This window comes from Guptibacillus spartinae (assembly GCF_028610625.1).
Classification (GTDB): domain Bacteria; phylum Bacillota; class Bacilli; order Bacillales; family Guptibacillaceae; genus Guptibacillus; species Guptibacillus spartinae.
In genome coordinates, this window is record NZ_JAQQWU010000003.1 from 237,715 (window position 1) to 251,369 (window position 13,655).

Consider the following 13,655-nt stretch of genomic DNA (forward strand, 5'->3'; position numbering starts at 1 on the left):
TTGAATGGAAAGGAGCTCCTTCATTTGAGTTATGTAATTGGAATTGATCTCGGAACAAGCGCAGTGAAAGTGATTGCAACAGATCAAAAGGGACAAATATGCGCTGAATCTTCCAGAAGCTATCCACTCTATCATCCGAAGTTTGGCTATAGTGAACAAGATCCTGAAGACTGGGTTAATGAGACGATTGATGCACTTCAAGATTTGATGTCTCAGCTTCCCTCTTCTAAGGTTGAAGGCATTAGCTTTTCAGGGCAAATGCACGGGCTCGTCTTACTTGATGCAAAAAAGCAGCCACTTCGCCGAGCGATTTTATGGAATGATACGCGCTCAACGAAACAGTGTCGAGCAATTGAAGAACGAGTCGGAGAAAAGAGACTCTATGAGATTACGAAAAACCCATCTTTAGAAGGCATGACTCTTTCAAAAATATTATGGGTGAAGGAAAATGAACCTGATATTTATAAGAAAGCGGACGTTTTTCTATTGCCAAAAGATTATGTGCGCTTCAAATTAACAGGTGACCTACATATGGACTACTCAGATGCAGCTGGTACGCTCCTTTTAAACATACGTGAAAAAGCGTGGAGTAAGGAAGTGGCTGAGAAAACGGGAATCAACCTTTCACTTTGCCCCCCATTAGTCGAATCTTCAGAGCGGACTGGTAAAATGAAGGAAGGTCTTGTTTTGGGACTCGAGGGCGTAAACATGTATGCAGGAGGAGCAGATAATGCGTGTGGCGCAGTGGGAGCGGGGATATTAAAAACCGGGCGAACCCTATGTAGTATTGGCACTTCTGGTGTGGTTTTGTCTTATGAGGAACGAGCAGAGTTACAATTCGAAGGGAACATTCACTATTTTAATCATAGTCAACCAAATGCTTACTATACAATGGGGGTTACGCTTTCTGCCGGACAAAGCTTAAGCTGGTTCCGTGAACAGTTTGCTGAAGATGTCTCGTTTGAAGAGTTACTTTCTTCTATTGATGACATTCCACCTGGTGCGAACGGGCTATTGTTTACCCCGTATTTAGCGGGAGAGCGAACGCCGCATGCTGATGCTACAATACGCGGAAGTTTTATTGGAATGGATACGTCCCATACGCGAGACCATTTTGTAAAAGCTGTATTAGAAGGCATCACGTTTTCATTGCATGAATCGATTGTGAAGTTTCGAGACACTGGAAAACGCATCGATGAAATTGTTTCTATTGGTGGTGGTGCTAAAAATAGAGCCTGGCTTCAAATGCAAGCAGATATATTTAATGCGACCATTATTAAATATGAGACGGAGGAAGGCCCTGCCCTTGGAGCTGCTTTGCTCGCAGCTTATGGATGCGGTTGGTTTCCATCTCTCGAGTCTTGTAGTGAGAGATTCTTAAAAGAGAAAGAACGATTTACTCCGAATAAGGAGAGGGTGGAGGCGTATCGTAAACTGTTTCCAATCTATCAATCGGTTTATACAAATACGAAGGAGTTAAGTGAAAAATTAACTTCATACCGACATTAAAAAGAAGCGAATGCGGAGGCAGTCGCTTCTTTACATCGAGATTTGAATCGGGTTGTCGTTTAACGCTGGGTTTTCTTTAATTAGGGTAACGAACGCATGAACGAGTTCTGGATCAAATTGTGTGCCGGCACATGCTTCTAGCTCCTGGATCGCTTCACTGATTGATTTGGTTTTTTGGTAGGGTCGTTCCGTTGTCATGGCATCAAACGAATCGATAATCGTTAACATGCGTACAAGCTTTGGAAGCTCTTCACCGCTTAATCCATATGGATAGCCTTTCCCGTCATATCGTTCATGGTGAAGTTCGACGAGCGGAAGAAGGTCGTGGAGTTCGCGATTGGTTGATACAATTTCTCTGCCCCAGGTGACATGCTTTTGAACCATTTCCCATTCATCTTTCGTCAGTTTGCCCTTTTTGTTAATCACTTCACGGGGGATTTCAAGTTTCCCGATATCGTGTATCAATGCCCCCATCACAAGCGTTTTCTGATCATTCGCATGTAAGTTTAATTTATGGCTAAACTCAATCGCATACTCATGAACTCTCTTGCTGTGTTTATACGTATAAACGTCTTTAGAGAGAAAGAGTTTTAGTTGCTGCTCTAACAGTTCCATTTCTTTATGGTTGTAAAATGTTTTGGAAGGTACTTGATTGGCGTCATAAACACAAACATAGTTCTTGCCTTTTGTTTTAGCAAAATACATCGCTTGATCGGCTTTTTCGAGTACCTCTGATGAATCATACATATCCCGATTGTACTGAATAACGCCTGCTGAGAATGATAAACAACCGTGCGGAAGAACTTCGACACCCTCAAAATAATGGTCGTTTACTTCTTTTCGGAAGTGGTTGATGATGTGATAGGCTTCTTGTTCCGTTTTCCCGGGCATTAATAGTGCGAATTCTTCTCCTCCGTAGCGAGCAGCTGTATACACGTCTTGCCCTTTTCTTTTCAGTTCTGCGCCGAAGTGTTTGAGCAGCTTATCCCCTTGTAAATGACCGTGCTGATCGTTGTATTTTTTGAAGTCGTCAAGATCGATTAACCCGATTGACAGAGGATGTCCTGTTGTTTTTGCCGTTTTTATTTCGTCTTCTAAAAGCGATTTAAAATAGCCGTGATTGTATAGCTCAGTGAGATGATCGATGTCTGCTTTTTGTGCAACTTCTTGATAGAGTTCGAAATACTGTTTAAAAGAAATCGACAGTAAGACGGCAACGGATAAAAACAAGAGCATGCCTAAAATAATCTGTTGTTGCATTAGTAAAACGAGAATTAAAGAAAGAACAAGCGTAATGAAATAACTTGATATCGTCTCTTTCAACATGCCTTGAACGATCTGAACTAAGTTTTCAGTCGCGGATAAAAGAAAGAAAACGCCTATTAAGAGTACATTTAAACTAAAGTAAATCATTAGAGAAAGCATATAAGAGGCGACGTTTAAGAACGATAGCGCGCCGATTGTACCACCGGTGAGAATAAACACTTCATATGCACCGATGATCATAATGCTATAGATCGCAAAGTTAAATAGGTGTTTCCACCAGACAACTTTTTTATTATATAGAGCATAGATGATCGAGGTTATAAGCAAAAGGGTTAGCGTCATATGGAGATCAAATACAAATAGGACTGCCAGATAAATCGCTGAATCCATTGAAAGCGAGTTGCCGCTTGGTGGCAATAGAATTGTATAATGATTCAATAACAAGATTGCCGCTACGAACGTGAAGGCCAGACTCCAGTTAATTTGATGCAATGTCAGTAAGTACTGAGTAAGGAAAAGAGAACTTCCTGCGATTGTTGTGAGTGCAAGGTATACACTTACCACATTAGTGAATTTCTGAAAGATGCCCTTCATGTCTCGATCACTCTCATTTAAAATTAGTTTTTTTTAGGAGAAGCAGTGCCTCTCCTTTGTGATTAAACCAATTTAAATCCAGAAGTTAGTGCAATAACAGCAGTAGTAATAATAGCAATATTCATAAGAATGCCTGTTAGCTTAATTCCCTCTTTCCGTTCCATCAATGTCCACCTCCTTTCAAGTTCCTTTTTGAGGCGCTGGCGTTTGGATGAGGTTTTCTGGATGTTTGGTCTTAACCATTACGCGCTGGATGAAAATGAAAATACCGATATTCATAATAATGTCACCAATACTAATGACTTGATCCTTTGGATAAGGGTCCGTAATTGGAATGACGTCGCCAAGGAACCAGAAGGCAGTACCTTCGGCGAGTACGGCATGCTTGCCGTATAGACCATTCTTAATGGCTTCTGCATAAGCTGGATCAAGAATGTTTGCTGCTTCAAGAGATACAGGCATTCTTCCTCCGTTTAGAGCCATGACGATGAAATTTAATAGAACACCGATGAAAAGAATCATAATCCCAATGTTCATTTTTCGATTTAACCAAAGAAAGGCTAGTCCGATGATGTAAATCAGCATAAAGAGTGGTGCGCTTAGTTTCCCAATCCAAGCGTAGGTGGATTGAAAGGAAAAGATAAGTACCTCAATGACAAGTAGCAGTGGAAAAATCCATCCAGCTCGAAATGAGAGGTAAGCAAAGCCTTTTAAACTTCCTTTTCTCAAGTACCCGACAAGAATTGCTAATAAAATGCCGTCAAAAACCATTGAAGTCACCCGATTTGTGTCATTTTATTATTAGTTTAGCAGAGGGGTGGACGATTAGGAAGAATTTTCTTAAAAATGACAATAATCGTTTTACTGTTTACTTGTCCTTTCATAGAAAAGCTGGACAATCGATCAACTCTTTTAGCTCCTTTTAATTTAAGGATTCGTGATAGGATATATGTAAAGAATGATAGGGAGGTAGAGTTATGGAAAACGTGTATATCGGAGTAGACCTAGGTGGGACAAACCTTCGTGTTGGGATTGTCGATGGGAACGGACGCATACTGCAAGTAAAACAAATAGCGACAGAAGCCGAACAGGGCTACGAATCGATTATTGAGCGAATGACCAATTTAATAAAAGAAGTGAAAAAAGCATATTCTGCGGTTTCCATTGGGATTGGTACACCAGGTCCTCTGAATCCATTTGATGGAATCGTGGTATCTCCACCTAATCTCCCTGGATGGAAAGATGTCCCAATCACCTCGCTAATTGAAGAAGCAATCGGTATTCCAACGTATCTCGTGAATGATGCTGATGCAGCTGCGTTAGGTGAAGCCTTATACGGAGGGGGAAGGGATCGAGAAAGCTCGTTTTACATAACAGTTAGCACAGGCGTTGGCGGAGGCTATGTCCATAATAATCGCCTCATGCAAGGAGAACATGGCTATAGTGCTGAGATTGGCAACATGATTATCCAACCAGGTGGCCAGAAACATGCGAATATGAATGCAGGTTCTCTTGAAGCACTTGCTTCGGGTACGTCAATTGCACGGGAAGGTAAGGCACGACTTGGCAAAACAATTGGCGCAGAAGAAGTATTTCAACTTGCCGAAGAAGAAAACGAAGAAGCAGTAGCGATTATTGAAGAAGCGGTAGACGCGCTTGCAATCGGAATCGCCAATCTCGTTCATACGGTTGATCCGTCTGTCTTTATTCTCGGTGGTGGCGTGATGCAGTCAAGAGAAATGATTTTACCGATGTTACGAAAAAAGGTCGATACCTATGTGTATGAGGGACTTCGTGGGAAAGTCGCAATCGAACCCGTTCAGCTCCATGATAAAGCTGGCATTATTGGGGCAGCGATGCATGGGCGTCAGAAATTTGAAGACGAAAAGCTGAAAAAAGAGTAGGAGGAATTCAAATGTATCAACACGAACCACTTTTTCTAACACCTGAATTTAAGGATCGTCTTTGGGGGGGTACGAAGCTGAGAGATGTTTTTGGCTACACGATTCCAACTGAAACGACTGGCGAATGCTGGGGGATTTCTGCACACCAGAATGGTGCAAGTGAAGTCCGGAATGGTCCGCTTGCTGGAAGGAAATTAAATGAAGTATGGGAAAGTCATCGTGAACTATTTGGTCACGAAGGTGGTGAGCACTTTCCACTTTTAGTGAAAATTCTTGATGCTGAGCAGGATCTTTCAGTTCAGGTTCACCCAGATGATTCGTATGCGAGAGAAGTAGAGGGAGAGGCTTACGGAAAAACCGAATGTTGGTATATCATTGATTGTGATCCAGGCTCCGAACTCATTTTTGGGCATCACGCTCAGTCAAAAGAATCTTTTAAAGAGATGATTGCGACCGGGGACTGGGATAACCTGCTTCGCCGTATACCGATCGAACCTGGGGAGTTTTATTTCGTACCAAGCGGAACCATCCATGCGATCGGTGCAGGAACGATGATTCTTGAAACACAGCAAAGTTCAGATACAACGTACCGCGTGTATGATTATGATCGAACAGACGCGAATGGAAATACACGAGAGCTTCATATTGAACGTTCGATTGACGTGTCGACGATTCCCCATGAAGATCCGCCGTTTTCACCTGTCGTAACAGAAGAAGAGGGATTAAAGCAGGTTCGGCTTGTGTCGTCTGAATATTTCACTGTTTACAAATGGGAGCTTGATGGCGCGTACTCACTTCCGGTAGATCACCCGTATTTGCTTGTAAGTGTGCTTAGCGGTGAAGGCGTGATCCTATCAGGAGAATCTTCTCAAGCTGTTCAGCAAGGCGACCATCTCATCATTCCCGCTACAATGAAAGACTGTAAGTTAGAAGGCGATCTTGAAATGGTCGTTTCTAAAAGTAATAAAGCCTAGATGAAAGCCAGCTCAGAATGTGAGCTGGCTTTTTAGGTTGGATGAGGCGCACATAAATCCAAAGGAACTTTTTAGAAGTTCTTGAATGAAAAAGCTCATTTTTGTTCGAGCCCCTAAATATCCTGTATAATATGTAAATAAGAAAAAGACCGTATGATGAGGGAGGGCGCCATGCGAAACGTATTAGCTTTTATAAAACCTTACAAAGTGGCGGCGATCATAGCAGCCCTTTTAATGCTTGTGGAATTAGCCGTAGAACTATGGCTTCCGTTATTTATGGCAGATATTATTGATAATGGCATTGCAAAAGAAAACCTCAGCGTGATTACAGAATTGGGCATCTGGATGATTGTTCTAACGGTTATTTCGTTTGTCGCTTCGATTGTGAACACGTATCTCGCATCCTATGCTAGTCAGCATTTTGGATTTGATTTGCGAAAAGCTCTGTTTGAAAAAGTACAATCGTTTGCTTTTGCCGATTTTAATCGTTTTCCAACATCTTCGCTATTAACAAGACTGACGAACGATGTGAATCAGGTCCAGCTCGTCGTTTTTATGGGCCTACGGATTATGGTTCGAGCTCCCTTGCTTGTCGTTGGTGGCGTCGTCATGGCTTTTGTTGTCGATGTACAACTTGCTCTCCTATTAACCGCTGCCATTCCACTTGTCATTGTCTTTCTTTATTTTGTGATGAAAAAAGGCGTTCCGCTTTTCAGCTCCGTTCAAGAGAAGCTAGACCGAGTTAACGGCGTCATGAGAGAGAACTTAGTTGGCGTTAGACTAATTAAAGCCTACCTGAGAAGTAAGCACGAGCAGCAAAGATTTAAAAAGGTGAATGAAAATTTAATGAGTCAAACCGTTACATCCCTACGTTTAATTGAACTCGCTACGCCGGTACTCTTGATTCTAATGAATATTGCCATTGTGGCTGTCATTTGGTTTGGCGGTGTAAAAGTTGTGGCTGGCACTGCACAAGTTGGTGAAATTTCAGCCATCATTACATATTGTACGCGGATTACAGTGGCGCTGACGATGTTTTCGTTTATCCTTATGCTTCTATCAAGAGCAAGAGCTTCTGCCCATCGGATGAAGGAAGTATTGGAGACAGAAACCTATGTTGAAAATGAATCAGGCGTTAAGCCAGCCGCATTTGAAAAGCTAGAATTTCAACATGTAAGTTTCCACTATCCGGGTTCAGAAGATGAGGTTCTTAAAGATCTTAATTTCACAGTAGAAAAAGGGCAGCTTATTGGGGTCATGGGGGCGACAGGATCGGGAAAATCTTCGATGATTCAGCTGATTCCAAGGTTGTATGAACCGACAGAAGGAAACGTTATGTTCAATGGACTTAACGAGACGGCCATTCATCTCGATGAATTAAGGACTCGCATCGGCGTTGTTCCTCAGGAAGTGGTTCTTTTTAGTGGCACCATTGGCGATAATATTCGTTGGGGAAAAGAGGATGCGAGCTTTGAAGAAGTGGAGCATGCAGCTAAAGCAGCTCAGATTCATTCTTTTATTCTGACGCTCCCCAATCAGTATGATACGGTTCTAGGACAAAAAGGTATTAACCTTTCGGGTGGTCAAAAACAGCGGTTATCCATTGCCCGAGCTCTCATTCGAAATCCTGAAATTTTAATTCTAGATGATAGTACGAGTGCCCTTGATCTTCATACAGAGGCTGAACTCCAAAAAGCATTAAAGGATCAAGAAAGCATGATTTTATTAATTGCACAGAAAATCAGTTCAATAAAAGAAGCCGATAAGATTCTTTTACTCGATGATGGGGCCATTATTGGGGAAGGGACCCATGATCAGCTTCTTGAAAGAAGTGCGGTTTATCGAGAAATTTACATTTCTCAATACGGAGAGGAGGCCGCCAATGAACTCAAACAAAAAACGCTTTAAACAGCAGAGGAAACGTCCTGACGATTTTAAAGGAACGGTTGGCCGAATTTGGAGATATCTATCCATCCAAAAAGGCTGGCTTCTTCTCGTTATTGTGATGGTTGTTTTTAGTTCTGGGTTCAGTCTACTTGGACCGTATTTAACGAGTGTGGCAATTGATAACTATCTCGTGCCAGGAAAGCTGGACGGCTTGCCACTGATTCTAGGTCTGCTTATCGCCGTTTATGTGCTGCAATCAGCAGCCACCTTTTTTCAAAATTTTTGGATGATCGGCATTGCACAGAAAACAGTTTATCGGATGAGGAAAGATTTGTTTCATCATCTTCATCGTCTGCCGATTCCCTTTTTTGATAAGAAAACCCACGGTGAATTAATGAGTCGGTTAACAAACGATATTGAAAATGTCAGCCGTACGTTAAATAGTTCTGTCATCCAGATTTTTTCAAGTGTCCTTACTTTGATAGGTACTGTGGCACTGATGCTGTGGTTAAGTCCGCTTTTAACGGTCATTACGTTCACGATTATTCCTTTAATGTTTCTAGGTATGAAATGGATTACGAAACGAACGGGACATTATTTTAAAGAGCAGCAGCGAAACCTTGGTGAAATGAATAGCGTAATTGAAGAAACGCTGTCAGGACAACAAATTATCAAGTCTTTTTCTCAAGAAAAACGTGTGTTAAAAGAATTGGATGAAAAAAACGAAGCGCTACGAACGTCAGGATTCTGGGCGATGACCTATTCAGGTTTTATCCCAAAACTCATGAACGTCTTAAATAACCTTAGCTTCTTACTTATTGCAGCTGCAGGTGGCTTGCTTTCGCTTAATGGTTTTGTATCAATCGGTGTCATAGTGGCGTTTATTCAATACTCGCGACTTTTTACTCGACCGCTGAATGACCTGGCCAATCAGTTTAATACAATTCTATCGGCTGTTGCTGGTGCGGAACGCGTTTTTAATATCCTTGATGAGAAAGAAGAGCATCCTGATGTGAGAGACGCGGTGGTACTCCAGCAGGTAAAAGGGAAAGTAACGTTTCAGAACGTTTCATTTGGTTATGAGAAGGACGGTTCGACGCTTACGGATGTTTCTTTTGAGGCGAAACCTGGTGAATCTGTTGCGATTATTGGACCAACCGGAGCAGGAAAAACAACGATCGTGAATCTCCTCATGCGATTTTACGAACTCAATGGGGGCAAAATTGAAGTCGATGATCACGATGTGACCAAAGTGAAAAGGGAAAGTTTGCGGCAAAACATGGGGTTTGTTCTACAGGACACTTTCTTATTTAATGGAACCGTTCGCGAAAACATTCGCTATGGTCGGCTACACGCGAGCGATGAAGAAGTAGAGGAAGCGGCGCGAGTAGCAAACGCGCACACGTTTATTACACGATTATCAGAAGGATATGATACTGTACTGAATCAGGACGGCGGTGGCATTAGTCACGGTCAAAGACAGCTTCTTTCAATCGCAAGAGCGGTCCTTGCTGATCCTGCGATTTTGATTCTGGATGAAGCAACGAGCAGCATTGATACACGAACAGAAATTCAAATACAAAAAGCACTATGGGCGTTAATGGAAGGACGAACAAGCTTCATTATCGCGCATCGTTTGAATACCATTCAACGTGCTGATCAAATTATTGCACTCGATCAAGGAAAGATTATCGAAAAAGGTACGCATGAAGAATTGTTAGAACAAAAAGGTTACTTGTGGGGTCAGGTCGGAACCTGACCCCCTCAAAAGACAAAACAAGGCGATTGTCCACCACAGGCGGACAATCGCTTTTTTGCGTAGAAACAAAAGAACGTAGAAATCATATTGCAAGGTGTAAACGAGTATGAGTAAACTAAGACCATGGCTTCAATAGGAAAATGTTGTTAATCACTGGGGGTGGAAAACGTGAATGAGCAAGAAAGGGAAGAAGTGTTTCTTCTTGAGTTAAAGCGGCTGAGGCAAAAAGATTACATAACCTTTCAAACATACGAACTCGTGTCTAACGCTTATGACAAAATGATTCATCCTTCTGTTGAAATGGTTGAAGCAATGGAAGAGATCGAGCAAGCAGTTACTCCAACAGAAAGAGTCCCCCTTAAGCCTGCGCCAGTGAAGGAGAAGAAAGTTAAATCAACACAAGAGCTTAGGGATCGAAATTTAACGTGGATCTTAATTATTGGCGTTGTGTTTCTGTTGCTTGGCGCACTTGTGCTCGCGACAAGTACGTGGGATGTGATGACGTCAATTATGAAGACGGCTCTTATAGGAGGAATTGCGGCGGTTTTCTTTGGGATTAGCTGGCTAAGCGGGCATAAGCTACGAATCGAAAAAACCGCTTTTTCTTTTTTAGTTCTCGGCAGTCTTTTTCTCCCGATCGTCGTTTTTTCAGCAGGATACTTTCAGCTCTTTGGTGAATGGCTATCCGTCCGTGGGGAGGGGAATGAAGTTCTTGGCTTGATTGGTGTTATGATTTGTTTACCACTTTATTTCATCCAAGCTAAGCGTCAACAATCACGTTTATTTGTATGGTTTTCATTTGTCACGTTAAGCATCGGTGCAGCTTTTTTTATTCAAGTGTTTCATCCAACTGTGGACCTTTTTTATCTAGGAATCGTGATCTTTAATGCCATGCTGTTGCTAATTTATACGCGTGCAAAGAAGGTTTGGTATCTCGCTCTTTTTACAAAAGAACTTCCGATTTATGCGCAAGGCAATCTGATTCTCTCAACCTTGCTACTTCTTTTTTTCTACGAAAGTGAAGTTTTTTATAGCTTTAATGTGATCGTAACGGCATTTCTATACCTTGCGATGATCTATATTGGAAAACAAAAAGAATATCATTTTGTGTTTACTTTCCTGCTCGTATATGGAATCTATCAGCTCATCGAGCATTCTGTTCTTGAGTCGGCAGACGTTATGCTGTATGCGCTTATAGGGTTTGTTTTTATAGGACTACAGTCAGTAGACCGTCTTCAAAACCCATATATGAAAAAAGCGTTTCAGCTGACAAGTGGTGCCGTATCGCTCTGCGCCTTTCTCTTTATTACGTATAAAGGATTGATCTTACGTGATGATCCGACATGGCTACTTGTGCTTGGTTATGTGATGATTAGCATCAACTATCTCGCTCTCGCAAATATAACCCGTTACCGACTCTTTGGATTTTTAGCACCATTTTTTCTTACTGCAGCTGGCCTTTATTCAATGAGTTTGTTATATACAGAACCCTCAATGGAAACGATGATGGTTCACATGTTTGCAACTGGGCTCGTTATTTATGCAGCTGGCTTCTACTGGAATAAGTGGAAGGTCACAAAAAGAATGAAGACAGGGGCACTCGCTATTTCGTTTGGACCCATTCTCTTATCGCTTTTACTTGGACTCGTCAGTGGTCGGTGGTGGCTGGAAAGTAGCTTATTGCTGGTACTTGGCTTTGTGCATCTATCAATCTATCAAAAAGGGAAGTGGAAGTGGCTTCGCTCTACTGGAGCGTTGCTCAATCCGATCACATGGGGGATAGCCATACTTGTGCTCTATCCTCCATTTGCCAGAAACGATTTTTATGAAAGTGCTTTTGGCGCACCGTTTCATATAGCAATCGTAGCGATTCTGAGCATCGGACTCCATTCGTTTTGGCGGAAAAAAGGGGCACGAATATTAGAGGAAATGGCGTTTTGGACAGGTGTCAGCTTTTACGGCCTATCGTTACTTCTCTTACTAGCAACGGCGGTAGATGAATTGTTTGTTCGTTCAGGACTATTGCTCGGTGGCGTTGGGGTGCTTTATCTTATTATCAATCGTACGAAGGAAGAGACGCTCTGGCCACTACTAAGTCTTTTTACACTAGGAACCTATCTTTCCATTGCGGAAGCTTTTCCTATTCAAGGGACGTTCCAGTGGATTCCAGGGGCAGTTCTCCTAATTATGATTGCCGATACGCTTGGCAAAAAAGAGATCGTTATTCAGCGTGCCTATTTCTATCTTGGTCATGTCTCTTTACCGGCCGCTCTCCTTTATACTGTTTTCGAACAAGGAAACGAGCCTATTTTATACGTCGTCGCACTTTTCATTTATGTGTATTCTGTCCTTACGAGGAAAAGCGAGTGGGAGGTTCGTACTTTTTTATATGCGGCGTTTACGCTTCTCCCCTTTCTTTATATAGCCATCCTTGATGCGCTAGCAGCACACAATGAGGTGTATACGTATACAGGATTTGTACCGAGTGTCGTGATGTTTGGTTTGTGGTTCGTTCTTAGTGAGACATGGAAAGAACGGATTAAATGGTATGCAGTGCCGTTTTCGGTTGTTGGCCTTTTTCCTTTTGTCACTATGTATGAGGAAGTTCAATGGGTGCCGTTAGTCGTTGGTTTCTTTTATGCCGCGCTGGTTCTATACATGATTCATCAATCCCGATGGCAGCTGATCTCGGTTGTTCCCCTTTTGTTTGTTCAATCAATGATTTTTCTATTGCCAATTGAGACTGTTGAGGTGAAAACGATTGTATCAGTTGGAGCAGCTGTGGTTCTGTTAACAGCTGGACATGTGATTCATCATACGCTCTATTCGCTTCGGGCAAAGCGGATGGATGAAAAGCATATCGATTGGTACGCCATCATTGCTTTTTTATTGGTGTTGAATCTTTATCAAGACCTGACACTTGCCTCCCTTTGGGCGGATGAGTTAAGGGCGCTCTTTATTGTTGCTGTTTTCCTTTTACAAATAAAAAGAGTGCCAGTTGGCGTTCCTGCAAAAGTGGTGAATACGGGAGCGGCACTCTCGCTCCTTGTCCCGTATTATACGCTCCTTCATCATCTGGATATCAACAAATACATTGTGACAGAAGTATATGTATTGCCTTGGGTTATGCTAAGTATTTATTTATCCAAGCGGACATGGGATCAAAATAGACAAATCATGAAAATTATTGAATGGGGCGTTCTTTTGATCGTAGCAGCAATCCTTGTATTCGATGCGCTTATGAGTAATACGATTTATGATGCGCTTATTGCAGGAGGGCTTTCTCTTGCATCTGTTGTGGCAGGATTTTTCTATCGTATCAAGTCTTACTTTCTCATTGGATGTAGTGTACTTCTCTTAAATCTTCTATTGCAAACAAGACCTTACTGGGGCAACATGCCGTGGTGGGCTTACCTCTTAATAGCGGGGGCCACGTTAATTTCTGTCGCAAGCTTCTACGAGTGGCAGAAGCAGAATAAAGACGAAGAAGGAAATACATTATTACAAGTAAAGAAGCAACAGCTTCTAGCAAAATGGAAGCAGTGGCGTTAAAAAAGAAAAGCTGTCTGATTGAACAGGGGTTGCTGTTCAAGGGACAGCTTTTTTAAAACCCAACTAAAACAAGTTGATTCCGCATGGCGCGTTCGATATATAATGACATAAGAGAAGTCCTCTCAGGGAGGACAGGTGTCTGTGGAAGGGGTCAGGTTCGTTTCCCGGGTCGGACCCCGGGACCAACCGGACCCCACAAAGGGGGGAGAT

8 protein-coding genes are annotated in these 13,655 nt (G+C 42.3%); 6 read left to right on the top strand and 2 right to left on the bottom strand.

Annotation, left to right across the window (positions count from 1 at the left end; genetic code table 11):
* The first annotated feature begins 24 nt into the window (after positions 1-24).
* On the top strand, positions 25-1,509 hold the full coding sequence (xylB, locus tag PQ511_RS07835) for a xylulokinase (RefSeq protein WP_273851345.1): 1,485 nt from the start codon (positions 25-27) through the stop codon (positions 1,507-1,509).
* 30 nt (positions 1,510-1,539) lie between these two features.
* Here the strand turns inward: xylB and PQ511_RS07840 are convergent, their stop codons facing one another.
* Entirely contained in the window at positions 1,540-3,369 is a 1,830-nt protein-coding gene (locus PQ511_RS07840) for a bifunctional diguanylate cyclase/phosphohydrolase (RefSeq protein WP_273851346.1), read from the bottom strand.
* Positions 3,370-3,549: 180 nt separating this feature from the next.
* Positions 3,550-4,140 carry a DUF5317 domain-containing protein gene (locus PQ511_RS07845; RefSeq protein WP_273851347.1) on the bottom strand — a complete coding sequence of 197 codons (591 nt, stop codon included), beginning with the start codon at positions 4,138-4,140 and terminating at the stop codon, positions 3,550-3,552.
* Positions 4,141-4,346: 206 nt separating this feature from the next.
* Here PQ511_RS07845 and PQ511_RS07850 point away from each other — a divergent pair, with 206 nt between their 5' ends.
* The 5 genes from PQ511_RS07850 to PQ511_RS07870 all read left to right on the top strand — a co-directional run bounded on the left by PQ511_RS07850 (position 4,347) and on the right by PQ511_RS07870 (position 13,445).
* Positions 4,347-5,273: an ROK family protein gene (locus tag PQ511_RS07850; RefSeq protein WP_273851348.1), complete on the top strand. Its 927-nt coding sequence runs from the start codon at positions 4,347-4,349 to the stop codon at positions 5,271-5,273.
* Positions 5,274-5,284: 11 nt separating this feature from the next.
* Positions 5,285-6,247, top strand: coding sequence for a mannose-6-phosphate isomerase, class I (gene manA, locus PQ511_RS07855; protein WP_273851349.1), 963 nt, complete (start codon positions 5,285-5,287; stop codon positions 6,245-6,247).
* A gap of 171 nt (positions 6,248-6,418) precedes the next feature.
* Positions 6,419-8,155 (top strand): ABC transporter ATP-binding protein, encoded by a 1,737-nt coding sequence (locus tag PQ511_RS07860; RefSeq protein ID WP_273851350.1) that lies wholly within the window; start codon positions 6,419-6,421, stop codon positions 8,153-8,155.
* Entirely contained in the window at positions 8,130-9,893 is a 1,764-nt protein-coding gene (locus PQ511_RS07865) for an ABC transporter ATP-binding protein (RefSeq protein ID WP_273851351.1), read from the top strand. The genes PQ511_RS07860 and PQ511_RS07865 overlap by 26 nt, the downstream gene beginning before the upstream one ends.
* Before the next feature lie 168 nt (positions 9,894-10,061).
* The gene (locus PQ511_RS07870; RefSeq protein WP_273851352.1) at positions 10,062-13,445 is read left to right on the top strand and encodes a hypothetical protein; all 3,384 of its coding nucleotides are present in this window, start codon (positions 10,062-10,064) and stop codon (positions 13,443-13,445) included.
* Positions 13,446-13,655 lie beyond the last annotated feature (210 nt).